This is a genomic window from Brotocaccenecus cirricatena (genome assembly GCF_020687045.1).
In the GTDB taxonomy this organism is placed as follows: domain Bacteria; phylum Bacillota; class Clostridia; order Oscillospirales; family Oscillospiraceae; genus Vescimonas; species Vescimonas cirricatena.
The window spans coordinates 27,939-53,661 of record NZ_JAJEPW010000019.1 but is presented as its reverse complement, the minus strand read 5'-3'; the positions used below and the strand labels follow the sequence as shown (position 1 = coordinate 53,661).

Below are 25,723 nucleotides of genomic sequence, written 5' to 3'. Positions count from 1 at the left end.
CCCCCCCCCCCCCCCCCCCCCCCCCCCCCCCCCACGTCCGTTATTGGCTTGGGCGAGGACTTACGTTACTTCCCGTTTTCCTGAGTCATGGAACGGGCTTTCTTCTCCATTGCCTTCTGCCGCTTAATCTGTGAGCGCATCTTTTGCCGTTTTCTTACGCTGGGAAGCTCCTGAATATTAATGTATATCAGCAGCACTGCGAATAAGAGAGCAAAACCACCCATACTGAACGTAAGTATCCGAACAAGTACAGAGTCCAAGTTGTACGCATCTACAGAGCCAACCACAGCGCCATCAATCTCTGCTGTAATGACGCAAGGGTCCAACCGTCCCCAGGGAAGCGGGAACTTATCATACACATAGATGTGGATTGTTTGTCCAATCGCGTCTTTTTCGCAAAGAACGGCATACACATCATCCGGAAGATTGTACACTACGCCATCCGTGGATTCCATTTTTCCATGAGAAGAACAATAGCTGCGGCTTGTCCACAGCTGACGGATCGTTACCGTTTGATAGTGCGAGTTTTCCGACGTGCTCTGTTGTGTTTCGTTTATGTTGCCTATAGTAAAGAAAAAGAATATAACGAGAAATCCCATTATCGTCAGACAATCTCTTACAGTAAAGGATTGCCGCTTCTTTTTTTTCGACATCTATCTCTCACCTATACGCTCGATAAATAGCATTTCCGGCTTTGCGGCTACCCCAAAACGTCATGCTATATGCAAAGCCAACACCAAACCCGCTAATAGCCGAAGCGGCTACTCTCTTTACATCGGACCGGAGCGCATTTTTCACTACCTTGGTTACGGGTTTTCCAGCTGATATTTTGTCCATCGCTTTTTTTGCGGTTCCTAGTATACGTCCTGACAGTTTATCCATTTTCGTGCTGTTAAATCCAGGATCTAAAACGCTGTTCAAAGCTCCAAACCCAGCCGCTAATGTGGCATCTAAAATTAGCTCACCAAATGATACTTTCTTGCCAGACGTTGTGTTATCATAAATGGAACCAACAAACCCTGTAACCGCACCAATAATTGCGGAAGCGGTTCTTCCAACATTCAATCCACCAAGCCCACCACACAAGCCGGCTACCAGATAATCGGTGACTGATGCGTCCTTTCCCTCGAGTTTACTAGATATAAATGTCGTCGCAACACCTACTGCGGCGCCAATAACAAAGTCCCACAGGTCCCCGCCATCATCTTTTCTGCTGACTGGGTCATTATCGCAGTAGGCAAAGAGATTCTTATCCCAGTTGGCTTTGTCCGGGGAAGCTCCAAGGACATCCGCGGTATCCGCGTTGATAAACCTTCCCCAAACCGGGTTATAGTACCGGCTGGTGAGGTAGTACAGGCCCGTCTCAGTGTCATAGACATACCCGCGATAGCGCAGGGGATTCGCAGCACCGAGGGTGGAGGCCATAGTGCCGTCGGTGGACATGGGCGCGCCCCAGGGGTCATAGGTGTAGGACACCACCTGGGTGCCGCTGGCGTTCACAAGACCAGTAACGTCGCCCTGGGCATTCTTCAGGTAGAAATACCTGTTGCCGTTGTACGTCACAGACGCCGGGCCAGTGGAGTCGTAGGTAAAGTGCAGCTTGTTGCTGCCCCAGGTCATCTCCGTCAGCTGATCGCCCAGGTAAGAGTAGTTGTACGTTGTGCCGTTGACTGTCTTGGAAATGCGCTTGCCGTTGGCATTGTAGCCGTAGGTGATGCTGCTGCCGCTCTTGCTCATGGACGCCAACTGGCGGCCGTGCTGCCAGGCGTAGGTCCATGTGCCGTCGGACAGGGGATTGCCTATGGCGTCGTAGGTGATGGACTTCCCATTGAACGCCGTCAGCAGGTCCGGCCAGTCGGTGTTGTCGTAGGTGTAGGTGGCAAGAATGGAATTCGGATTCTTGTTATTGTAATAATCCGTCAGCCCGCGCTGGGTTATGTTGCCGCCATCGTCATAGGTGTACGTCCAGACATAGCCACCGGGATAGTCCTCCGCACTGATCAGACGGCCGTATTTGTCATATCGGTACTCAAATTCTAGTCCGCCGCCGGTAATGGAAGTAATATTCCCCTTGTTGTCATAGGTGTACGTGTATGCAACCTTGCCGTTGTTCCAGGTTTTCACCTGGGTGGAGGTGGCTGACGAGCTCGGATTCACATAAGTGACCGTGGTGCTGACCACGGGGCTGCTGCCATTTTTAACAGTTAGTCCGGACATACGGCTGAAGCTGTCGTAGGCGTAGTTAGCGGAGATGGCACCCTCTGTCGCCTTGGTCAGCCGGTTGTCCTTGTCATAGGCATAGGTGCTGGTGTAGGTGCTCCCGTTCAGCGTCTGGGTCTGGGAGGACAAATTGTTCTCGTCGTCGTAGCCCCACTGGACAATGTTGCTGTAACCGTCGCCGGACTCCTCATACCGCATGAGCCGGTCCAGGAAATCGTAGCTGTAGCGGTTGACCCGGCCGGAAATGCCGTCGGTTAGCTGGCCCAGGTTGCTGTTGGCATCGTAGGCGTAGGACACGGTGCTGCCGGTGTCGCCGTAGGTCACTGCGGTGGTGCGGCCAAAGCTGTCGTAGCTGTAGGACACGGCGCCGCCGTTGCCGTAGACGGACCGGCTCAGCCGCCGGTTCTGATCGTTGGTATAGCTGTGGGAGATCAGGGTGCGGCTTCCGGCCTTCACCGCCGTGGTCAGGTCGAACACCCCGTAGGTGAAGCTGTAATCCGTGCCGGAGGCGGTGGAAATGGCGGACAGCAGATCCTTGCTGTAGGTATAGTCCACCGCGGCAGTGCTCTGCTGGACCTTGGTGGTGCGGTACAGCTGGTCGTGGGTGTAGTTGGTGCGGGTGCTGGCCGTCTCGCCGGGAGCCTGGGTCCAGTTCAGAACGCCTGTCTGGGTGTCGTAGCCATAGGTGGTGGTCTGGCCCAGTGCATCCGTAACGCTGGAGACCTGGTCCCCGTTAGCCGTATATACCGCGCTGGCGGAAATGGTCTGGCTGCCGCTGCCCAGCTTTACGGTCTTGATGTTGCCATAGGTATCATAGGTGAACCGGGAGGTAACGCCCTCCGGGCTTACCGCTTTGGTCACGTTGTGGTAACTATCATAAGTATACGACTGACTGGCCCCACTTGGCAAGGTCATTTTTACCAAATTGTTGTTGGAATCGTAATCATATTTGGTTTTGTTCTTTTGCAGGTCTACCACGCTGATGAGATTGCCGTTGGAGTCGTAGTCATAGCTATGTCCAAACTCCTCTTTGAACAGCTGCACATTGTCGAAATAGACGGTGTTCAGCGTCTGGACATAGGCCGTGTAGATGCCCATTTTGGAGTAGGGCTTGGCTGCCTTGACCACGCCGGAAACAAACTGCCAACTGCTCTGGCTGTCTGTATCCGGATTGAACTTGATAAAGTTATCGCTTGTGGTGCCATCTGTGTAATAGAATCGCACCATCAGGGCATACATCCGGCGATTGCTGTCGTCCGTATATACGCAGTCGCCCTTGGCCCAGCCGGCCACCGTATATACATCACCTGCGGCCCCGCCAAGGCCGCTCAGAATTTGATTGCCATACTTGTGCTTGTTGGGGTCACCGGTGATGCGCATGACCCGCTTGTCCGAGTTCTCCGTGGGAGAGCTGGTATAGGTGATGATCTGGTCCGTACTGGCGCAGCTGGAGTTGGGAGTCCAGGCGGAATTAAAGGAAAAGTCGCTGTTTTCCACCAGGTTATACCGGCTGGGCGAGGCGGTCTGTTCCAGCTGCAAGGCGTCAAAATAGGCGGCTGTACCGGAGGTGTTCTGCAGGAAGGGGAGAACCGAGGCATAGGCGCTTCCGGATGGCAGCGTATACGTCACCTGCAGCCGGGTCCAGGTGTTATTGGCCGGTGCGGCGGTGCTGACGACCAGGGGCTCCGTGCTGCCGGGCTTCAGCAATCCAATGCGGGCTCCGCTGGCTCCGGCTCTGACATAAGCGGAGAATGTATATGTCTTCCCGGGCTCAAGGGCCCGCACAGCGCTGCTGACCGGCTTGAGGGTGTTGTTCTGAATGGACAGGGAGGTGCGGCCATAATAGGCCTGGGCCTGGCTGTAGCTCCAACTGCCGGTACCGGTGCCGGAGACCGTCCATCCGGTCTTGCTCTCGAGGCTGCCGCTTTCCAGCAGGTTGATAACCGTATTCTGCAGCTTGGACGACAGCGTCAGCTGACTGGCCTTGGCCAGGTCCGTGCTGTTGGCATATTGGGAGAACTGCGCACTGCCCAGTCCATCCTGCACCGACAGGGTACTGCCGTAGCGGTTGAACTGCATGATCTCCTTGTTGCCGTTGTGATCGGTAAATGTGGTCTGGTTATGTGCATATTCCAGAGACAGTGTTCCGCCTGCGGTGCTGCCATCGTATTCCTTGATGGTCGCGATTCGGTTAGGCTGTCCGTTCGTGGTCGTGTTATAGGTATACGCCAGCTTATAGCCGTCAGCATCCTGCGCACCGGTCAGCAGATGTTCTGCACCATAGGAAAATGTCACATTTTTCCCGTCTGGATATCCGATGGTCCTCAGATTATCGCCGCTGACCTGGTAGGTCATAGCGGACAACTCTGTTGTGCCGGTACCTGTAAAGCTGATCTTGGTCAGGTTGCCGCTGCTGTCATAGCTGAATCGGTATTTGCGGCCAACGCCGTCCGAGATGACCGAGATGTGATCCTGCGATGCGTAGTAAATAGAGACACTGCTGGCTGTGGCCTGGTTATTGGAGAGTCCAGCCAGCCGTCCACTGGCATCGAAATAGCGTTTGCTGCCGCTCTTTTCTGTGATACAGAATTTTTTCGTTCCGCTGCCGGTATCCGTCAGTTGACGTGTAGGCTCCAGTTCATCCACATACAGCCCGGCAGACTTTTTCATAAAATAGTGGCGGGTGCCGTCCTCATCCTCCCACCGGTAGTAGGTAGTGCCGCCTAAAGTGATCTGCTCAACGCGCTGGTTGTAATTGGTACGCCAGCCGTAGCCAAGACCGTAGGCCTTGTTTCTCTTGTCGTTTGCGTTATAGACAGCGTTGATGCTGACGGGCATCCGGTTGCCGGAAAAGCCCAGCCCTGTGTGGACCCACACCAGGTTTCCGGTGTAGTCATTGACATAGCCGGTACCGGCCCGTCCGGCACTGGAAGAGGTATAGTCCCAGGTGCTTTCCAGTCCGCAGTTGTTGATGTAGGAGATGACCAGCATGGGGCATTGCTGCGTGTTGCTGTAGTCAGAGGAATAGAAAGACGCTGTTTTTGTTGTCGTCCCACCCTCTACGGCTTCCGACATGCGAAGCATGACACCAGTATTTCCGGAGGGCTCATACCATTTTTGGGCAATGTTCGTAATATCCCAGCTATGCCAGGTTTGTCCGGCAACGAATTGATAATCTTCTGAGGTGTGGACATAGTCCGCCCGGTTAGCCCAGGTAATTGTCTCAGAGTCCCACATGCTTTTGACCTGATGCGCCGTCATATAATTGCCCGAGATACTACCGGAGCCGCTATATTTACAAAGCAAGACCTTTGCGCCCACGACCACATCTGCTGAGGTCAAAGAGGGGATATTCTTAAAACGAATATAAATCCGCTCCCGCCCGCGGTTGGTGGAATATCCTGCATCCAGAGAAATGGCATCATAGGCTGGCGGATTGCGCTGGGTCACGGTCTTATCCCGGATGGTGAACGTGTTGGATACCGGCTGGACTACGGGGTCCAGTATCACGGGATACGCGGCATCCGCCATCCAATCCTGGGGCAGATAGTACCGCAGCTCATAGCCCTTGTCGTTTTCCTCCAAAGTCACTTTGATATCATTGGAGTATGCGTTTTCTGCATCCAGCAGATACGGAGCCGGCATATAGAATACCGGTTCATCTTGGGGACCGGCGTCTTTGGCATAGGCCAGAATACGGTTGTCCTCTTGAAGCTCCAGCCGCAGGCTGTCCGTTTCCAGGCGATAGCGGTAGCCCAGCATTTCCTTCGGGTAGCTGCGCAGAATCAGGGACTCCTTCAACCGATTGGAGTCCAAGTCATAGGTCACATCTGTGTCGTGATAAACATTCTGATACAGGGCCTTACTGCGCTGATTCTTCAGCGCAGCCTCTGGCTGAAGCTGGTCATCGTCTGCCAAAGTGGAAGTGGTACTGCTGATTGCCGCAGTACTTTCGCCTGCGGGAACGCAGATCATATCCTCACCGGGCAGTTCCTCCCCCATGGAGGCGCTGCCGCTTTCCGAGATAGCGCCCCCGTCTTCAAACAACTGACCTGTCAGATAAAAGGATAGACTATATCCATTCCGGCTGACAGTGATCCCTCTGGCGGTGTTCAGTTCGGCGGGTACCGAGACATCCCACATACCGGCGACATTCTGATAAACCGTCTCGCCGTCCCGGGTAGTCGCAGGCAGAAGGCGATTATCGATATCCTTCCACTGGCCATCCTTTTGATAATGAACGGCTGCGGGATAGATAACTACTTGCCGCACGCCGTTGGCCAGCAGAAATTCCTTCTGGTTTTCCTCCCGTCGCTCCAGGACTTCTCCTATTACATCGGGAGGTGTCTCTGCGATGTTTTCCGTTGTCAGCGGCCACAGGTCCCCCAACTCTTCAGCCATGACCTGCACAGGGAGCAGGTATACGGTCAGAAGGAGCGCCAGGAAACAGGACAATATGCGTTTCCACAGTTTCATTCGTTTTTCTCTCTTTCTCTTTGTATTCAGACGCTAGTTTGTGCGTCTACTTATAGAACTGTCCCACTTTCTATTTTGCAACAAAATTCGACATATTTTGCAAAATTTGGAGCAATTGTCAATATACCGCATTGAAATTGAACCTTTTGACTAAGAAAAATGTCCGTTTGAAATAACTGGTGTGCCGCAGACCAATGCCAGGTGTCAACCTGCCTTCGCTGTTTTTATCAATTCTTATGCTTTGAATGGGAACTGCCGGGTTAACGTTGCAATTTGCGCCGGAATGATGTAAACTCTGCTTGTATTATCAAAGCGTCAAGGGAGGACAGACTGCGTGAACTTGGATCTATTTCCCCACAACAAGGCTGCATACCACGCGGCAAGCCGTATGCTGGAGGATGAGGGAAAGGCTGCGATCGTGCATCCCACCGGCACCGGAAAATCCTTTATCGCCTTTCAGCTCTGCGCGGACTATCCGGACAAAACGGTTTGCTGGCTGTCTCCCAGCGCTTATATTTTCAGGACGCAGCTGGAGAATCTGACTGCCGTCACCGGAGGAGAGCAGCCGGAGAATATTCACTTCTTCACCTATGCAAAGCTCATGTCCATGGAGCCGGAGGAAATGTCTGAAATTCGTCCGGACTACATCATCCTGGACGAGTTTCATCGCTGCGGCGCGGAAATGTGGGGACAGGGCGTGGACAGGCTCCTGCACATGTATCCGGATGCGAAGCTGCTGGGCCTGTCCGCCACCAGCGTGCGGTACCTGGACGGCCAGCGGAATATGGCAGATGAGCTGTTTGACGGGAACGTGGCCAGCGAGATGACCTTGGGCGAGGTGATCGTCCGCGGCATATTGCCTGCACCCAAGTATGTGGTGGGGCTCTACAGCTATCAGAAGGAGCTTGAAAAGTATCAGCGCCGCATTCACCGGGCCAAGTCAAGGCCTACGCGGGATGCGGCCCAGGTATACCTGGACGCTCTGCGCCGGAAGCTGGAAATGGCGGATGGGCTGGACGTCATGTTCCGGAAGCATATGACGGATCGATCCGGAAAATATCTGGTGTTCTGCGCCAATAAGGAGCATATGGATGAGCTGCTCTGTCATGCGTCCCAGTGGTTCGGCGGAGTGGACCCGGAGCCCCATGTTTACCGGGCCTATTCGGAGGACCCGGAAACCAGCCAGGCCTTTGCTGCTTTCAAGGCGGACGGCAGTGCGCATTTGAAGCTGCTGTTTTGTATTGACATGCTGAACGAAGGCATCCACACGCCGGATGTTTCCGGGGTCATTCTGTTTCGTCCCACAGTTTCACCCACCGTCTACAAGCAGCAGATAGGCCGGGCCCTGTCCTGCGGCTCAGCCAGAACTCCGCTGATACTGGACGTTGTCAACAATGTGGAGAATCTATACAGTATCGGAACCATCCAGGAGGAGATGCAGGCGGCTATCACCTACTATCGGTATTTGGGCGGCGGCGACATTGTCCAGGAGCGATTTGAGATCATCGATGAGGTACGGGAGTGTCGGCAGTTATTTGCCAGGCTGGAGGATTCTCTGTCCGTTCCGTGGGAGCATATGTTAGTTTGTGCGGCGGCATTTTACCGGGAGCACGGACACCTGAATGTGCCGAAGCAGTATAAGACGCCGGAGGGGTATTCTCTGGGGGCCTGGCTGCAAACCCAGCGCCGTGTGCACAGCGGGTCCGTTCCGGGTACGCTGACAGAGGAACAGGTCCGCCGGCTGGATGGCATCGGGATGGTATGGGACGTCCAGCAGCAGAGATGGGAAAAATATTTCGCTGCACTGAAAGCATACAAGGGTGCTTACGGTGATGTGGATATCAAGAAAGACTATGTGGATCCGCAGGGAATCGCCCTGGGGAATTGGGTATATAACCTGCGGGGTTATCGGGCGTCCGGCTTGCGTTTGTCGTATTTGACGGAAGAACGCATCCGGCAGCTGGATGAACTGGGCTTTATCTGGAGCAAGGAAGACAGCCAGTGGGAAATGAACTTTCAGGCTGCACAGGATTATTATAGAAAGCATGGGGACTTGGAGGTCCCTGCGGCGTATATTTCGCCGGACGGTCTGAAGCTGGGCGTATGGTTACAGTCTGTGCGCTATAACCGGAAAAAGCCGGGAAAGGGCAAGCCCTTGACGGAAAGGCAAATCGCGACGCTTGACGCCATCGGCATGAACTGGACCGGGAAGCTGGACAGGAGCTTCGCCAACGGGATGGTCCACGCACAAGAATACTTCCGTGCAAATGGAGATCTGAATGTCACAAGATCCTGCTGCTCACCGGATGGGTTCCGGTTGGGCGAATGGGTCGCAAACCAGCGCGAACGATATCGGCGGGGAAGCATGCCAGAGCAGCACAAAAAGAAAATGGAGTCAGTGGGAATGGTATGGGAACGACCAGATTCATGGAATACAAAATACGCTATGCTGGAATCCTACTACAAAACGCACGGCAACATATCCATTCCATCGACTTATGAAGAAAATGGAGTATGGCTGGGACGGTGGCTTTCTGAGCAGCGACAAATATATCATGGGAAAAGGGAAGGAAAGCATCTTACGGAGAACCAAATCCATCAGTTAGACTCCCTTGGGATGCTATGGATTCCAAACAATGATACCAAATGGCTTGAGATGTTCCAATCGCTGGTTGACTACGGGAACCAGAATCATAATTTTGACGTTCCTGCTGATTTTGAGCAGAATCCCAGACTCAGACGCTGGGTGCAGAGGCAACAAAGCTTATACCGCAAAAACAGTCTTGCTGCATGGAAGGCAGAAAAGCTTTTGCAGTTGGGGCTGCTTCCATAATCTTATTGTTCTGTTATGTGACTTTGCAAGTCCCCTGCTTTCAGAGATGGAAGCGGGGGCTCCAACGAAATGTATTGCAAGCATAAAAAGTAACTGCTAAATTTAATTTTAAGGGTTACAATATTGCGTGTAAGTGAGGTAGTAAGTAGAGGGGCCCAAATCCCCTTCGCTTGCTGCCTCACTTTTGCTTCAAGCTGGTACCTTGACATGTTCATATCATTCATCAGATACATTCCCATAGCCTCCGCGAGAAGCGGGAGCGATGCAGCTGATACGCCGTGACATCCAAGGAAAACGGACCAGCGATTTTTGTCAGCTGCAAGTGCACAGCGGATCTGTGCATCGCCATGACCGGCTATGGGCACAATGATACGCCTGTCTGGCCATAATGTTGAGCGTTGAAGCGGGATTTGGAACGTGATCCGTCGTAACAAGTGGAGACAGCTCGGAGAGATCCTCGGAGGGGTGTGATTCCCGTGGAGTTGGATTAAGCCGCCAACCGTCTGATGATTTCCTATAGGTCGGGGTGTCGTGGACAAAAGGACCGATTCGCAGAATAAAGACCGGCAGCATATGCTGTCGGTCTCTACATAAGTTGATGTGCCGAATGGGGGTGAAGTACACATGAACCACATATACCTACGGGGCCAAATATACTACGCAGACCTTGACCCTGTTGTTGGATCGGAGCAGATGGGAACACGACCCGTATTAATCCTTCAAAACAATGTTGGAAATCATTTCGCGAGAACGGTTATTATTGCACCAATTACCAGCCGCGTTCATGCAAAATCCAAGCTGCCTATACACAGTTACATTGGTATGATCGGTAGAATGAAATATCCTTCCGTGGTCATGCTGGAGCAATTGCGGACCTTGGACAAACGCCGTATAGGATACTATATTGGCAAACTTTCCGAAGAAAAAATGCGGGATGTGACCAAGACGTTGTGTGTCAGTCTTGCTATCCGTCAAAATGATGTAAATTGAAAATAGCGCTGCTGTGGTAGCACTGCACAACATGAACAGGTACATTTGTGCTGGCATGGGGCGAAATAGAATGTCACCAATCCCTGCCTGGGTGAGATTAGAGCAAGTGGAATGCTAAGCACGCAGACAAAATGCTTTGTCTGTGTGCTCGGCGGCTGTTGGGTTAAAGTCGGAAGGAATTGTTCATAATGGTAGCGGAGGTGGCGACACATGAACGATAAGAATGAGCAGCAGATCGGCGCGGCAATCTATGTCGTGGAGCGCGTATTCACCGGCACAAAAACCATCCAGGAAGTGGTAACAGAGGAAATCATTTTCACCGGAAAACAGGCCGCAAGTTTTGACCAGCAGGATAGCCGCATGGTATAATGGAGCCGTAAATGAGTGGTTCCGGGAAGGAGGAAACATGAGGAACCACGTTCAATTAGCAGACGCCTACTACCGCCTTTCCGATGAAGAACGGAAGTATGGCGAATCCGCCAGCATTACCAACCAGCGTACTATTGTCCGGGAGTACTGCGAAAGGCATGGCATCATCCTGGTGGAGGAGTTCGTGGACGACGGCTTTTCCGGCGGGAACTTTGAGCGGCCCGGCTTCCAGGCTATGCTGGAACACCTGAGAACTGGCAAGGCCAACATGGTTATCACCAAGGACCTGTCCCGTCTGGGCCGTGATATGACAGAATCCAGCCATTACGCTGAGCGCTATTTTCCGGAACACGGCATCCGCTATCTGGCACCCGGCAGCAACTTTGACTCCCAGGAAGATAATCTGATGGCACCGTTTCAATTTGCCATGAACGATGTCTATCTGCGGGATACGTCCCGCAAGGTCAAGCAGACGCTGAACACCAAGCGCAACAACGGCAAGTATGTGGCCTGCCCGCCCTACGGCTACAGGAAGGCGGAGCGTACCACCGACCAGCTTGTGCCGGACGAGAACACCGCCCCAGTGGTGAAAAAGATTTTCGACCTGGCCGCCTCTGGTCAGTCCTGCCGCAGCATTGCTATCCGGCTCAACGAGGCATGTATTATGCCGCCGCTGAAGTACCGCGTGGAGTGCCGTGACAACTTTACCGAGCGGGGTGCCCAGCGGGCTTCCGATGAGTGGAACTACACCACGGTCAAGCGCATCCTGCGCAACCGCGTCTATCTGGGCCATACCCTGCTGGGTAAGAGCCGCAAGGTCAGCGTGAAGTCCAAGAAAAAGGTCATCGTGCCAGAGGAGGAATGGGTGTTTACCAAGGATACCCACCAGGCGCTGGTGACCCAGGAGCAGTTCGACCTGGCCGCCCATTTCATGGGGGAGAACACCAAGGCCAACGGCGCAAACCCAGCCTTCCGTCACAGCATCTTCGGCGGCATTGCCTACTGTGCCTGCTGCGGCGCGGCCATGTGCTCTGGCGGCTCCGTCTACAACGGCGAACGGGCGAAATATTGGTATTTGGTGTGCAACAACCTGAGTTCCCGAGCACAGACCCGTTGCCTGCGTGGGGCGCGTATTCGCTACGATGACCTGATGGAAGTCGTCCGCTGTGACCTCAACAAGCTGCTGGCCTTTGGTGAAGATGAGATTCGTACCATCACGGAGAACGCCGTCGAACAGGCCAACGCCTCTTTGGGCGGCGAAGAACCCGCCGTGCAGATCGAGAATATCGACAAGCAGACCGCCCGTCTCAAGAAGATGATCGAGCGCTCTTACCGCGACAACATCGCCGGGATGCTTAGCGACGACATTCACGAGGAGATGGTCAAGAAGTTCGGCATTGAGATCGACGAGCTGACCGTGCGCCGCAAGAAGCTGGTGGCGGGCGAGACCACGGCCAAGGAGATACGCAGTGCCTATGGGCTGTTCTTCGACCTTGCCAAACGGTACACCTGCGTAGAAACCCTGGACAGAGATATACTGCACACGTTCGTTGAGCGTATTGAGATTGGTGAAAAGATCCTGCCGGAGGGCAGGAAAGTCGCTGGGCCGCGTACCCCGTACCGGCAGAGCATCCGTATCTTCTACCGCTTTATTGGGGAGGCCTCGGGAGACAGTCTACGCCAAGTGCAGGCGAATAGAGATCGTGAAGAGACTGTCGGTGCTGCGGGAGCTTTTTGAGGTGGATACACATCCTCCTCGCTGGCAGCCTCCATCTTGAACTTATCCATGGCGGCACGGGCCTGGGGCACGTTCAGCTTGTTGGTATTCTTGGTAGACATGATTGCGTTCTCCTTTCTTGCGTTTTCAGCGAAAACCGCCGTTGGGTATCGCAACCATAGATTGTGCCGCCGATGCCCCGAATATGCGCCGGGCGCATCTGGTAAAATTTTGCGTTACTCTGTAAAATCTCAAAAAATTTCAGAAACCCTATCGCTTTTTTTGGTACTCTGTGCTATCATGGCCCTGGTTGCACAGAGAAAGCGAGGAACGATCACATGCTGGATATTTTTGATATTCTGGGCCCGGTGATGGTGGGCCCGTCCAGCTCCCACACGGCGGGAGCGGTCCGCATCGGCAGCATGGCCCGGACGTTGCTGGGCGACGAGCCGGTGGAGGCCAAGATCCATCTGCACGGCTCCTTTGCCGAGACCGGCCCCGGTCACGGCACCGACCGGGCCCTGGTGGCCGGTCTTCTGGGCATGAAGCCCGACGATCTCCGCATACCCTACGCCTACCAGGAGGCTAAAAAGCGTGGGCTGGAGTTCACCATCGACACTGTGGAGCTACGGGACGCTCACCCCAACACCGCTGTGATCGAAACCTGGGACGCCGGCGGCAAAAAGCTGGAGCTTCAGGCGTGCAGCGTAGGCGGCGGCCGCATCCTGGTGAACAAGGTGGACGGCATCGACGTCAGCTTCGACGGCATGTTCAACACCCTGGTCATCCGGAACCAGGATGAAAACGGCGCTGTGGCGGCGGTGACATCAGTGCTGAACCAGCTGCGCATCAACGTGGCCAATATGAGCCTGTGCCGCCACAAGCGGGGCGGCGACGCGCTGATGGTCATCGAGACCGACCAGCATATCAAGCCCCACCAGGTGGCGTTTCTTTCGGAGCTGACGGGCATTCTGTCGGTGACCTATTACGATAAGGAGGATGATGACGATGTCGCTGGATTCGATGAAGGAAATCTTTGACCGCATGGAAGCCGAGCACAAGCCCTTCTGGGAGATCGTGCTGGAAACGGACATGGACGAGCGCCAGGTGACCTGTCAGCAATCCATGGCAAAAATGCTGACCACCTGGCAATACATGGTGGACGCGGCGGACACCTACACCGGCCGCCGCCGCAGCGTCAGCGGCCTGGTAGGCGGCGACGGCCTGAAAATGCGGCAGTATTCCATCCGGGGCCGGGCCATGTCCGGCGGCTACGTCAGCGAGGTCATCGCCGAGGCCCTGTCCATGGCGGAGTCCAACGCCTGCATGCGCCGCATTGTGGCGGCCCCCACGGCGGGCGCCTGCGGCGTGCTTCCGGCGGTGCTGCTGCCCATGTGCAAGTATGAGGAGCTGAGCCAGCACCGGATCCTGGAGGCCCTGTATGTGGCCAGCGGCATCGGCGCGGTGATCGCCTACAAGGCCTGCATCGCCGGTGCCTCCGGCGGCTGTCAGGCGGAGATCGGCACCGCCTCCGCTATGGCGGCGGGAGCCCTGGTGGCCCTGCGGGACGGCACCGGCCAGCAGATCGGCCACGCCGTGGCCATGGCCCTGAAGAACCTCATGGGCCTGGTGTGCGACCCCGTGGCGGGCCTGGTGGAGGTCCCCTGCGTCAAGCGCAACGTTATCGGCGCGGTGAATGCCATCAGCGCGGCGGACATGGCCCTGGCCGGCATCGAAAGCCGCATCCCCGTAGACGAGGTCATCGACGCCATGGGCGAGGTGGGCCGCCGCATGCCGGTGGAGTTCCGGGAAACCGCCCTGGGCGGCCTGGCCGCCACCCCCACCGGCCGCCGGGTCAAGCAGCAGATGCACCCGGAGTCCCAGGAATTCTGATTCCTGTTCGCAGTATTTTTCTCAAAAATAACAATCCGTATACAAAAGACATCCCCGATGCATGGCATCGGGGATGTCTCAGTTTGTCAAAAAAACCTCGCAGAGTTTGCCGCCCGCAGGCGGCAAATCAATTGAGATCATTTTCGTCCGGGGCGTGTACCTGGACGAAAATTCTTCTCAGATCACGCCCAGGCCGGTGGCGACCTTGCCGATGAAGTCCTGCACGTTGGTGACCATGGTGGTGGCGGACAGGCTGCCGCGGTCCAGCAGCTTATTCACCACGAACTCCGCCGCGTCCACGGCGTACAGATACACCGGGCGGATGGTGCCGTCGGGCATCACCCGGAAGGACGGCGTCATGTTGCCGGTGGCGATGGTGTGCAGCATGGTGGCAAGGCAGATCACGGTGGTGGACTTGCGCACCAGCTCCCGCATGGCGGCTGCGCCCTCATAGGCGTTGCCGTACACCTCCGGCAGCGGCCCGTCGTCCCGGATGGAGCCGGTGAGCACAAAGGGCACATGGTTCTTCACGCAGCCGTAGATGATGCCGTTGTCGATGTGGTAATCCTCGATAAACTGAGGAATGGACCCGCTGCGGCGGACCTTGTTCAGCACATCCAGGTGGTTATAGTGTCCGTTGGGCTGGGACTGCTGGGTATAGATGTCCTGACCCAGGGCGGTGTGCAGCAGCGCACCCTCCAGGTCGTGGGTACCCAGGGCGTTGCCCGCCAGCAGACCGTGGCAGTAGCCGTTGTCGATCAGGGCCTGCATGGCCTTCCGGGCGCCGTCATCAAAGGCGAAGGCGGGGCCCATGACCCACACGATGTTGCCGTGATCCTTCTCGTGGCGCAGCAGCTCCACCAGCCGGTCATAGTCCTTGGCATAGGAGGTCTCCCGGCTGCGGCCCTGGCGGAACACGAACTGATCCTCCAGCGTCTCGCTGTCCTGGGTGAAGCCATTGCAGTGCATATAAATGCCGTCCTGGCCGTGCTCGGTGCGGCCCAGGATCACCCGCTGGCCCTTTTTCAGGTTGCGGCTCTCCACCACGGACACGTGTCCGTCGTCCTCCAGCACCACGCAGCTGTCCATGCGGCTCTCCTCCGCCAGGGTCCAGCGGCCGTTGATCTTGAAATATTCGGGATACATGGACGTGCTGTGGAACTCCTCGGGAGCCACGCCGTCCTTTTCCACCGTCTCCCAGCGGGCGTCCGGCGCGTTTTTCAGGGACGGCTGGTCAAAGTCGGGATGGTGATAGGCGGGAAATGCAAAAGCCATGGGGCGTCTCCTTTCTCAGTGCAGGGTGGCGTAGATCACGGCCTTGATGGTGTGCATCCGGTTCTCGGCCTCGTCAAACACCACGGACTGCTTGCTCTCGAACACCTGGTCGGTGACCTCCATCTCGGTGATGCCGAACTTCTTGGCGATGTCTGCGCCGATGGTGGTGCGGGTATCGTGGAAGGAGGGCAGGCAGTGCATGAAGATGGCGCCGGGGGCGGTCATGGACATGACCTTCTCGTTGACCTGATAGGGGGTCAGCAGACGGATGCGCTCGGACCACACGCTGTCCGGCTCACCCATGGAGACCCAGATATCGGTGTAGATCACGTCGGCGTCAGTTGCGCCCTGGGTCACATCCTCGGTGAGGGTCACGCTGCCGCCAGTCTCCCGGGCGATGTCCCGGGCCTTCTCCACCAGCCACTCCTCGGGGAACAGCTCCTTGGGAGCGCAGGCGGTGAAGTGCATGCCCATCTTGGCGCAGGCCACCATCAGGGAGTTGCCCATGTTGTTGCGGGCATCGCCGAAATAGGTGAAGCGCACGCCCTTCAGCCGGCCCAGCTTCTCCTCGATGGTCAGCAGGTCCGCCAGCATCTGGGTGGGGTGGAACTGATCGGTGAGGCCGTTCCACACGGGCACGCCTGCATGGTCGGACAGCTCCTGCACCAGATCCTGGCTGAAGCCGCGGTACTCGATGCCGTCATACATCCGGCCCAGCACCCGGGCGGTATCGGCGATGGACTCCTTCTTGCCCATCTGGCTGCTGCCGGGCTCCAGATACGTCACGCCCATGCCCAGGTCCATACCGGCCACCTCGAAGGAGCACCGGGTCCGGGTGGAGGTCTTTTCAAACAGCAGCACGATGTTCTTCCCCTCCAGCCAGCGGTGGGGCACACCGGCGCGCTTCATATCCTTGAAATTTTTGGACAGGTCCAGCAGATAACGGATCTCCGCCGGGGTATAGTCCAGCAGCTTCAGAAAGCTTCTTCCTCTGATATTCACAGCCATGATGATGTTCTCCCTTTCTATTGATAAATATTGATGGATATTCTCTCAGATCTCGTCCCGCCACAGGGGCATACTCATGCACCGGGGACCGCCCCGGCCCCGGGACAGCTCGGCGCTGGGCATTTTCAGCACCCGGATGCCGCTGTCCTCCAGGATCTGGTTGGTGACATAGTTCCGGTCGTACACCACCACCGCGCCGGGGGCGATGCACAGGGTATTGGACCCGTCGTTCCACTGCTCCCGCTCGGCGGCGATCTGGCTGCTGCCGCCGCAGCGGATCAGCTGCACCCGGTCCAGACCCAGATAGCCCGCCAGCACCTGCTCCAGGGGGCCGCTGACCTCCCGGGTGGTGAGCTTGCCCTGTCCCCGGCCCGTCAGCTCGAAGATCCGCAGGGTGCCCAGGATCCCCGGATGCACCGTGAATTTGTCCACGTCCACCTGGGTGAACACGGTATCCAGATGCATGAACGCCCGGGTGCTGGGGATTTCAAAAGCCAGCACCGTGTCGATCTCGGAGCTCTCGTCGGCGAAGATGGCCGATGCCAGCTGCTCGATGGCCTCCGGCTGGGTCCGCTGGGAGATACCCACTCCCAGCACCCGGCGGCTCAGGTTCAGGATGTCCCCGCCCTCGATCCAGAAATACTGGTCCGGCGTATAGTACAGAGGCACCTGCCCGGCGTAGTCCGGATGATGCCGCAGCACATAGTCGCCGTACAGGGTCTCCCGGTTGCGGGTGTCCGTGAACATATGGTTCAGGCTCACGCCCCGGCCGATGCAGGCGAAGGGGTCCCGGGTGAAATACAGGTTGGGGATCGGCGGCATCAGGAACCGGGCCCCGGTGTGCACCAGGCTGGACAGTCGTCCCTGCTCGTTGGGGAACACATCCTGATACGACACGCCCTCCATGGTTTTCAGCACCAGCTCCAGGGGGTCCTGGATATCCAGCAGATACCGCTTCAGGTCGCCCCGGTATCCCATGGCGGTGCTGCCGGCCCGGCGGATGGTCTCCTCCACAAACCGGCGGCGCAGCTCCTCGTCTCCTGCCAGCACCTGGGCCGTCAGGTCCTCCAGATAGACCACCTCCGCCCCGTTGTCCCGCAGGATCTGGGCAAAGCAGTCGTGCTCCCGCTGAGCGCCGTACAGATAGGGAATATCGTCAAACAGCAGCTGGCCCATGGTATTGGGGCTCAGATGCTCCAGCTCCCGGCCGGGCCGCTGCAAAAGCACCCGCTTCAAAGGGCCGATCTCGCTTTTAACGCAAATGGGCATGGAATTTCCTCCTCTCCAGTTCCCCCCTATTTTACCAGATTTCCGGTCCGATTTCTCACCCTGACGCGGCCCGATTTTTGTATTTTAACCGATGTTTTGTCCCGGTACTTTGACACTTTATTGTAATAATACTCGCTTCCCACCGGGTTACTCTGTAAATTCATGCGTTTTTTGCCCGGCCGTTCAGGTAAAACAGGCCGTTTTTGTACAAGATTATCTGCGTGAAATGTCCCATTCCCCCTTGGCAGCGCCGCCCGTATGTGGTAAAATAACCCCCATAAGGAGGGGATATTCATGAAACAGACCATCGCCCTGCAAACCCCCGGGCGGTCCGACCTGGATCAAAGCAGCCTGTTCTCTTTTGACCAATTCACCGCCGCCCGGCCCACGGCCCCGGTGATCCACCGGGACGCCCGGTTTCTCCTGGTCCGCAGCGGCAGCGGCGTTATCCGGCTCCAGGGCCGGGAGTATCCCCTGTCCGCCGGAAGCCTGGCGGCCATCCTGCCCTGGCAGATCAGCGAGATCGTCCGGGTGGACGAGCCGTTGGCCTGCAGCGTCATCGCCTATCACTACGACACCGTGGCCCGGGCCGCCCATCTGTTCCGGGGGGAGGACGGCCAGCCCATGCCCATGGCCCGGCTGATGGAGACGGTGCCGGTGCTGGAGCTGTCTCCCCGGCAGCGGGCGGAGGCCGGACGCATTGCTGACGGTCTGTCCCGGGAGCTGGGTCTTGCGTCCCTTCAGGAGGAGGGACAGCTGTTTTCCAGTCTCAATGCCGTGAGCCTGCTGGTGCAGCTGACGGTGCTGTTCGCCCGGCAGGCCCTGGCGGCGGACCGCCCCGCTGATGCCCAGGGTCCCGACCACCGGGAGCTGCTGCGGTATATGTACCTCCACTGCGGCCAGAAGCTGACGCTCCAGCAGCTGGCGGATGTGTTCGGGTGCAGCCGGTCCACCGTCAGCGCCCGGATCACCGCCATGACGGGCCTGTCCTTTTTCGACCTGCTCAACGAAATGCGCATCGGCAAGACTGCCGACTATCTGCTGTACACGGACCTGACCCTGAAGGAGCTGGCGGAGATTCTGGGCTATGTGGACGAGTCCCACATCTCCAAGGTGTTTGCCGCCCGGCTGGGCACCCGCATCGGCCAGTACCGGGCCACCTATCAGAAGGTGCAGAACATCTGCCAGATCGAGGAGAGCCGCCTGGGGTACAGCCTGGTGCAGCACATCTACCGCCACTACCGGGAGGACCTCAGCGCCGCCGGGGTGGCCCGGGCCTTCGGCATTTCCGTCCAGCAGCTCAACCGCACCCTGCTGTGCCAGGTGGAGCTGAATTTTGAGGATTTCCTGGCCCTGATCCGGGTGAACCGGGCCTGTAAGCTGCTGACCACCACCCGCATGACGGTGCTGGACATCGCCCTGGAGGTGGGCTACCGCAACGCCAAAACCCTGAACCGGAATTTCCTGAAATACCGCCTCATGACCCCCAGCGCCTACCGCGCCGCCAACTCCGGCCAGTAAATTCTCCTCTCCCCTGCTGCAAAAAACCCGCTGCCGTTCTCCCGGCAGCGGGTTTTTATGCGGCCCGCCGGGGACGTCGGCCCCTACAGGCGCTCTATCGGCGATTCTCTGCCGCGATAATCACCGTTCCCTTCCCCCCTTGCAAATCCCCATGAAATAGGGTATACTGACCCTGGAAAATATAAAAAAGGAGCGTGCATTATGGCCGTTTTGAATCATCTGGAGCCCCAGCGTGTTTTTCGTTTCTTCGAGGAGCTGTGCGCCATCCCCCACGGTTCCGGCAACACCAAGGCCGTCAGCGACTGGCTGGTGGACTTTGCCAAGGCTCGGGGCCTGCGGTATGTCCAGGATCAGCTGAACAATGTGGTGATCTTCCGGGACGCCACCCCCGGCTATGAGTCGGCGGAGCCTGTGATCCTCCAGGGTCACATGGACATGGTCTGCGAAAAGGAGCCCGGCTGCACCAAGGATATGGCCGCCGAGGGCCTGGACCTGGTGCTGGAGGGCGACACCGTTTCCGCCAGGGGCACCACCCTGGGCGGCGACGACGGCATTGCCGTGGCCATGGCCATGGCCATTCTGGACGATGATTCCCTGTCCCACCCGGCCATCGAGGCCATCTTCACCGTGGACGAGGAAACCGGTATGTACGGCGCCGAGGGCCTGGACGTGTCCGTTCTCAAGGGCCGCCGGATGCTGAACATGGACTCCGAGGACGAGGGCATTTTCACCGTCAGCTGCGCCGGCGGCGCCCGGGCCGACTGCTGCCTGCCCGTGACCCGCAGTGCCTTCAGCGCCCCGGTGCTGGAGATCTCCGTCACCGGCCTGGTGGGCGGTCACTCCGGCGCGGAGATCGACAAGGGCCGGGCCAACAGCAGTATGCTGCTGGGCCGGGTGCTGTGCGCCCTGGAGGAAAAGACCGGCCTGCGGGTCATCTCCGTCTGCGGCGGTCTCAAGGACAACGCCATCCCCACCGGGTCTGTTGCCCTGGTGGCCGCCGACGCTGCCGCCGCCCAGGCCGTCTGCGCCGAAATGGACGCCGCCTTCAAAAAGGAATACCGGGTCAACGACCCGGCCATCACCGTCTCCGTCCGCCCGGCGGAAACCGACCTGCTGCCCCTGGATGAAAGCTCCAGCCGCAGCGTGGTGTGCATGCTCACCTGCCTGCCCAACGGCATCCAGGCCATGAGCGCCGATATGCCCGGCCTGGTGCAGACCTCCCTGAACCTGGGCATCCTCACCACCGGGGACGACGCCGTTCACGCCTCCTTCAGCGTCCGCAGCAGCGTGGCCACCCAGAAGCAGATGCTCATCCAGCGCCTTCGCTGCCTGATGGAGCGGCTAGGCGGCTCTGTCAGCACCCACGGCGAATACCCCGGCTGGGAGTATATGCCCCAGTCCCCCCTGCGGGACCTGATGGTCCAGGTGTTCACCGACCAGTACGGCTACGCCCCCAAGGTGGAGGCCATCCACGCCGGTCTGGAGTGCGGTCTGTTCTCCGCCAAGCTGCCGGGTCTGGACTGCGTGTCCTTCGGTCCCGACCTGAAGGAAATTCACACCTTCCGGGAGTCCATGTCCGTGGCCTCCGTGCAGCGGGTATACGCCATGGTGGTGGAGACCCTCAAGCGTATGCATTGACCCGGTGTGTCCCTGCCCTGTCCCGGGTCAAAGCCCGGGACATCCCAGGGTGTATCGGGACAAAATTCGCGATAAATGAGGTAAGTTCATGTTTTATATCTGGTGGCCCGCGTATATTGTCCCGGGCCTGATGGTGCTGGCAGGCTTTGCGGGGCAGCTGCTGCCGGGCCGGAAATACCGCAGTCCCCAGGGCCCCCTGGCTCCCGAGCGGCAGAAATTCGCTGACGGCCTGTTTCTGAAGCTGCTGCGGCAGTTCGGCGTGGTCTTTGCGGCCCTGTCGTTTATGATTATGCGTTCTGTGCGGCTGGTGGCCAGCTCTAGTCAGCAGATTCTGCTGTATATCGCCGTAATTCTGCAAATTATCGGGGCGGTGGCCCTGATATTGCCGGTGGAGCGCAATCTAAAAGCGTATTTTGACGACCAGGAGGATGAAACATGAGCATCACCGAGCTGGCTCCTGCCAAGCTGAACCTGACCCTGGACGTAGGGGCCCGCCGCCCGGACGGGTACCACGAGATCACCTCCGTCATGCAGAGCGCCGCTCTATATGACGTTGTAACGCTGGAAACCGTTGAAACAGACGATATTGTGGTGGAATGCCCCGGCACCGACCTGCCCACCGGGCCGGACAACCTGGCCTGGAAAGCGGCGGATGTCTTTTTCCGGGAGACAAATATCCCCCGTACAGGGATTATCATCCGATTGGAGAAGAAAATTCCCTCTCAGGCCGGTCTTGGAGGCGGCAGCAGTGACGCCGCCGCCGTATTGCGGGGCATGAGACGTTTATTCAGCACCAATGTGTCCGATGAAGCGTTAGAAACCATGGCCGCCCGGGTGGGCAGCGACGTTCCCTACTGTGTCCGGGGCGGAACCGCCCTGGCCCGGGGCCGGGGCGAACGGCTTACCGCTCTTTTGCCGCTTCCTATGTGCTGGTTCGTTATTGTGAAGCCCCCGGTGGCCCACTCCACCGCCGTGATGTTCCGGAAGCTGGACGAGATCGCCATTGCAAACCGCCCGGATTCCGATGCCATGGCCAAAGCGCTGGAAATTGGCGACCTGGCGCAGATTTGCCGTCTGGTGGGGAACGTTTTTGAGCAGGCCCTGCCGGAGGACAGCGAAGTTTTCACCATTCGCCGCCAGCTTTCCCGTCTGGGAGCCGACGCCGCGTGCATGACCGGCTCCGGTTCCGCCGTGATGGGGCTGTTCCGCCGGGAGGAAACCGCCCGGCTGGCCGCCCGGGAGCTGGAAAAATCCTATCCCCTGACTTTTTTGGCCCCCCGGCTATGAAACCGGTATAAAATACGAAAACGCCGTCCATACTGTAGGAAATTCCTGCATAGGACGGTGTTTTTGTATGAAAAAATCACATTTCCGATACTGGGAGCTGGCGCTGCTGCTGGCCCTGGCCGTGACCATTCTGTGGGGGATGGCGTCCCTGGGGCAGCAGGAGGAGCTGGGCCGGAAGATCATCCGCCTCCACGTCATCGCCAACTCCGACTCCCCGGAGGATCAGGCCCTGAAGCTGCGGGTCCGGGACCGGGTGCTGGCCCGGGCCCAGGAAATTCTGGCGCAGTCGGCGGACATGGAGCAGGCGGAGCAGGCCCTGACCGCCGCCCTGCCGGAGCTGACCCGGGAGGCCCGGGAGACCCTGGCGGCAGAGGGCCGCGCCCAGCCGGTCCAGGCCCGGCTGGAGCCGGCGGAGTTCCCCACCAAGGACTATGACGGCTTCTCCCTGCCCGCCGGGAAATACCTGGCCCTGCGGGTGATCATCGGCCAGGGAGCGGGGCAGAACTGGTGGTGCGTGGTGTTTCCGCCTCTGTGCACCGCCGCCGCCTGCCAATGGCAGGACGCGGGACGGGCCGCCGGGTTGGAGGAGGATGACCTGTCCCTGATGGCGGAGGAGGACGCCGGGTACGAGCTCCGGTTCCGGTCGGTGGAGCTGTGGGAAATGCTGCGCCAGTGGCTGGGGAAATAAGGGGGCGGATACATCTGGTCTTAGGGGCGGGGCAGAGCCCACGCCCCTGCACAGCAGCCATCGGCGAAGGGCCAGCAATGCTCCGACGCCCGGCAGGAGGAAGTCTGCCGGGCGTCGGAGCAAAGTGTATGTGTGGAGGGTAATTGTGTGGTAAGAGGGGGGGCTTATTCGCCGCAGAGCTTCTTCAGACGGGCCAGGCGGCGGTCGGTGAACTCCTGCAGCTCCTCGATATCCTGCTCCGTCAGGTGACGGAACTTCTTGAAGCGGGTGACAAACTCCTTGACGGGCTTGGGGTTCTTCACGTCCACGGACATCTTGAACACGCCGTTTTCCACCTCGTACAGGGGGGCGAAGTTGGTCTCCACCGCCAGGCGGGCCACCTCGATGCTCTCATCGGACTTGCAGCCCCAGCCGGTGACGCAGGGATTGTACACATGCAGGTACACCAGGCCGTTGTCCACGGCCATGGCCTTCTCCAGCTTGCGGACCATATCGGGGATATAGGCGGGGCTCATGGTGGCCATATAGGGCACATCGTGCATGGCCATGATCATGGGGAAGTCCTTCTTGTTCTGCTTCTTGCCGCCGTGGCCGTTGATAACGGGGGTGGTGGAGGTCCAGGCACCCTTGGTGGTGGAGCCGCTGCGCTGATAACCGGTGTTCATGTAGCCCTCGTTATCATAGCAGATATAGATGATCTTGTCGCCGCGCTCCGCCGCGCCGGACAGGCACTGCATGCCGGCGTCCACGGAGGCGCCGTCGCCGGCAAAGGCCACCACATTGACCTTGCGGCCGATGCGCTCATAGTGCATCTTGATACCGGCCAGCATGGAGGCCACGTTGTCCAGCAGGGGGAAGAACACGGGGGTCTTGGCGCCGGACTCCTTGTCCCAGCCCACGACGCCCACTCCGCCCATGCATCCGGGAGGCACGGCGAAGATGGTGTTGGGGCCCAGCACCTTCATGCAGGTGCGCAGAGTCAGCTCCACGTTGCAGCCCACGCAGGCGGATACGCCCGGGGAGATCTGGTCCTCATAGGTTGCCAGCTTTTCAATAACATTCATGACAGTTCCTCCTTACAGACCCATGACCTCGCGGTTGAGCCAGACCGTGTCGTGCTTGCCGGTCTTGCCGTCCTGAGCGATGATCTTGTCGATGGCATAGTCGATATGGGTGGCGGTGATGTCCTCGCCGCCGAGACCGGCGATAAAGGGAACGTTGGGGACGAAGGATGCAGCCCGGTTCATGGAGGCGCAGATCTCCTCATAGATGATGCCGGTGTTCCAGCCGAAGGACACGTTGCGGTCCACCACGCCGAAGGCCCGCTTGCCGGAGAGCACCTTGGCCACCCGGTCGCAGGGGAAGGGACGAACCATACGCATCTTCAGCAGGCCCACCTTCTTGCCGTCGGCCCGGGCCTTGTCCACCCGGTCCTTGGCAACGCCGGTCATGGAGCCCATGGTGACGATGACGTAATCCGCGTCGTCGCAGCGGTACTCCTCCACGGCGCCGCCGTAGCTGCGGCCGAACTTCTCGCCGTACACCTTGTCCAGCTCCTCCAGGAGCTTCAGGGCGTTCTGCTGGCCCATCATGTGCTTGAGGCGGTACTCGGTCAGCAGGTTGCCGTTGGTCAGGGGGTCAACGGCCATGGGACGCTGGGGATCCAGGATGATGTGCTCGGGCACATACTTGGGCAGGAACTCGTCCACCTGCTCCTGGGTGGGAATCTCCACCCGCTCGGACATGTGGGACAGGTAGAAGCCGTCGAAGCAGACGTTGATGGGCAGCAGGACGTTCTTGTCCTCGGCAATGCGGTAGGCCATGATCATGGTGTCCAGAATCTCCTGGTTGTCCTCCACATAGATCTGCAGCCAGCCGGCGTCACGGACGGTCAGGGAGTCCTGGGGACCGCCCCACAGGGTCTGGGGAGAGATCATCTCGCGGTTGGCCACGGCCATGACCACCGGCAGACGCAGGGTGGAGGCCCGGAAATAGGGCTCATACATCAGGGACAGGCCCTGGGAGGCGCTGGCGGTGAACACGCGGGAGCCGGCCAGGGACGCGCCGGTGACAACGCTCATGGCGGACAGCTCGCTCTCCACCTCGCTGACGCTGCTGTCCAGCTTGCCGCCGGTGACGAAGTCGGCCAGATACTCCACGATGGGAGTCTGGGGGGTGATGGGATAGGCGGCGATGATATCGGGACGGCACAGTGCCGCGCCGATGGCGGCAGCCATATTGCCGTTGATGACCTGAATGTCAGCCATTAGTTCTCCTCCTTTACCGGCTGCATGGTGATGGCGCCCTTCTTGCACTCGTGGGCACAGATACCGCAGCCCTTGCAGTAATCGTAGCAGATCTCGAACGAACCGTCCTCGTGGCGGCGGATGGAGTTAACGGGACAGTACATCAGGCACATGCCGCACTTGACGCACTTGTCGGTGTCCATCACGGGCTTACGGGTCCGCCATTTACCGGTCTGGATAATATGCAGGCCCTCCGGTCCGATGGGGACGATGTAATCACTGATAAATTTCAT

At 58.3% G+C, this 25,723-nt stretch carries 19 protein-coding genes; 11 read left to right on the top strand and 8 right to left on the bottom strand.

The genetic code is table 11. The annotated features are described in order from the left end of the window. Positions 1 to 65 precede the first annotated feature (65 nt). Both LKD37_RS08050 and LKD37_RS08045 read right to left on the bottom strand, forming a co-directional pair. Entirely contained in the window at positions 66 to 653 is a 588-nt protein-coding gene (locus LKD37_RS08050; protein WP_302928740.1) for a hypothetical protein, read from the bottom strand. A gap of 7 nt (positions 654 to 660) precedes the next feature. Next, a complete protein-coding gene (locus tag LKD37_RS08045; RefSeq protein WP_302928739.1) occupies positions 661 to 6,696 on the bottom strand; it encodes a DNRLRE domain-containing protein in 6,036 nt (2,011 codons plus the stop codon). Between the two features lie 334 nt (positions 6,697 to 7,030). Between LKD37_RS08045 and LKD37_RS08040 the strand changes: the two genes are divergently transcribed. The 6 genes from LKD37_RS08040 to sdaAA all read left to right on the top strand — a co-directional run bounded on the left by LKD37_RS08040 (position 7,031) and on the right by sdaAA (position 14,498). Further along, entirely contained in the window at positions 7,031 to 9,529 is a 2,499-nt protein-coding gene (locus LKD37_RS08040) for a Helicase associated domain protein (RefSeq protein WP_302928738.1), read from the top strand. A 624-nt stretch (positions 9,530 to 10,153) separates the two neighbouring features. After that, positions 10,154 to 10,519 carry a type II toxin-antitoxin system PemK/MazF family toxin gene (locus LKD37_RS08035; protein ID WP_302928737.1) on the top strand — a complete coding sequence of 122 codons (366 nt, stop codon included), beginning with the start codon at positions 10,154 to 10,156 and terminating at the stop codon, positions 10,517 to 10,519. Between the two features lie 210 nt (positions 10,520 to 10,729). After that, positions 10,730 to 10,888, top strand: coding sequence for a hypothetical protein (locus LKD37_RS08030; protein WP_302928736.1), 159 nt, complete (start codon positions 10,730 to 10,732; stop codon positions 10,886 to 10,888). Between the two features lie 37 nt (positions 10,889 to 10,925). After that, the gene (locus LKD37_RS08025; protein WP_302928735.1) at positions 10,926 to 12,626 is read left to right on the top strand and encodes a recombinase family protein; all 1,701 of its coding nucleotides are present in this window, start codon (positions 10,926 to 10,928) and stop codon (positions 12,624 to 12,626) included. Positions 12,627 to 12,943: 317 nt separating this feature from the next. Beyond that, positions 12,944 to 13,645 carry an L-serine ammonia-lyase, iron-sulfur-dependent subunit beta gene (gene sdaAB / locus LKD37_RS08020; RefSeq protein WP_302928734.1) on the top strand — a complete coding sequence of 234 codons (702 nt, stop codon included), beginning with the start codon at positions 12,944 to 12,946 and terminating at the stop codon, positions 13,643 to 13,645. Next, entirely contained in the window at positions 13,614 to 14,498 is an 885-nt protein-coding gene (gene sdaAA / locus LKD37_RS08015; RefSeq protein WP_302928733.1) for an L-serine ammonia-lyase, iron-sulfur-dependent, subunit alpha, read from the top strand. The genes sdaAB and sdaAA overlap by 32 nt, the downstream gene beginning before the upstream one ends. Positions 14,499 to 14,675: 177 nt before the next feature. Here sdaAA and LKD37_RS08010 read toward each other — a convergent pair whose 3' ends face one another. From LKD37_RS08010 to LKD37_RS08000, 3 genes are read right to left on the bottom strand one after another with little or no spacing between them, the layout of a single operon-like run. Further along, the gene (locus LKD37_RS08010; RefSeq protein ID WP_302928732.1) at positions 14,676 to 15,773 is read right to left on the bottom strand and encodes a putative NPN-dependent ornithine cyclodeaminase; all 1,098 of its coding nucleotides are present in this window, start codon (positions 15,771 to 15,773) and stop codon (positions 14,676 to 14,678) included. A 15-nt stretch (positions 15,774 to 15,788) separates the two neighbouring features. Continuing rightward, positions 15,789 to 16,781 (bottom strand): ornithine carbamoyltransferase, encoded by a 993-nt coding sequence (gene argF, locus LKD37_RS08005; protein WP_302928731.1) that lies wholly within the window; start codon positions 16,779 to 16,781, stop codon positions 15,789 to 15,791. Between the two features lie 45 nt (positions 16,782 to 16,826). Beyond that, on the bottom strand, positions 16,827 to 18,050 hold the full coding sequence (locus LKD37_RS08000) for an arginine deiminase (RefSeq protein ID WP_302928730.1): 1,224 nt from the start codon (positions 18,048 to 18,050) through the stop codon (positions 16,827 to 16,829). Positions 18,051 to 18,344: 294 nt separating this feature from the next. Here LKD37_RS08000 and LKD37_RS07995 point away from each other — a divergent pair, with 294 nt between their 5' ends. From LKD37_RS07995 to spoIIR, 5 genes are all read left to right on the top strand, one after another. Further along, the gene (locus LKD37_RS07995; protein ID WP_302928729.1) at positions 18,345 to 19,571 is read left to right on the top strand and encodes an AraC family transcriptional regulator; all 1,227 of its coding nucleotides are present in this window, start codon (positions 18,345 to 18,347) and stop codon (positions 19,569 to 19,571) included. 201 nt (positions 19,572 to 19,772) lie between these two features. After that, a complete protein-coding gene (locus LKD37_RS07990; RefSeq protein WP_302928728.1) occupies positions 19,773 to 21,209 on the top strand; it encodes an aminoacyl-histidine dipeptidase in 1,437 nt (478 codons plus the stop codon). Positions 21,210 to 21,297: 88 nt separating this feature from the next. Continuing rightward, the gene (locus tag LKD37_RS07985; protein WP_302928727.1) at positions 21,298 to 21,648 is read left to right on the top strand and encodes a hypothetical protein; all 351 of its coding nucleotides are present in this window, start codon (positions 21,298 to 21,300) and stop codon (positions 21,646 to 21,648) included. Continuing rightward, on the top strand, positions 21,645 to 22,496 hold the full coding sequence (gene ispE, locus LKD37_RS07980) for a 4-(cytidine 5'-diphospho)-2-C-methyl-D-erythritol kinase (RefSeq protein ID WP_302928726.1): 852 nt from the start codon (positions 21,645 to 21,647) through the stop codon (positions 22,494 to 22,496). Before LKD37_RS07985 ends, ispE begins: the two co-directional genes overlap by 4 nt. Positions 22,497 to 22,563: 67 nt before the next feature. After that, positions 22,564 to 23,184 carry a stage II sporulation protein R gene (spoIIR, locus tag LKD37_RS07975; RefSeq protein ID WP_302928725.1) on the top strand — a complete coding sequence of 207 codons (621 nt, stop codon included), beginning with the start codon at positions 22,564 to 22,566 and terminating at the stop codon, positions 23,182 to 23,184. 164 nt (positions 23,185 to 23,348) lie between these two features. On the opposite strand, the gene LKD37_RS07970 is transcribed toward spoIIR, so the two are convergent. The 3 genes from LKD37_RS07970 to LKD37_RS07960 are packed head-to-tail and all read right to left on the bottom strand — an operon-like array spanning position 23,349 to position 25,723. Then, positions 23,349 to 24,248 carry a thiamine pyrophosphate-dependent enzyme gene (locus LKD37_RS07970; protein WP_302928724.1) on the bottom strand — a complete coding sequence of 300 codons (900 nt, stop codon included), beginning with the start codon at positions 24,246 to 24,248 and terminating at the stop codon, positions 23,349 to 23,351. Between the two features lie 12 nt (positions 24,249 to 24,260). After that, the gene (porA, locus tag LKD37_RS07965) at positions 24,261 to 25,451 is read right to left on the bottom strand and encodes a phenylglyoxylate dehydrogenase (RefSeq protein ID WP_302928723.1); all 1,191 of its coding nucleotides are present in this window, start codon (positions 25,449 to 25,451) and stop codon (positions 24,261 to 24,263) included. After that, positions 25,451 to 25,723: a 4Fe-4S binding protein gene (locus tag LKD37_RS07960; protein WP_302928722.1), complete on the bottom strand. Its 273-nt coding sequence runs from the start codon at positions 25,721 to 25,723 to the stop codon at positions 25,451 to 25,453. The genes porA and LKD37_RS07960 overlap by 1 nt, the downstream gene beginning before the upstream one ends.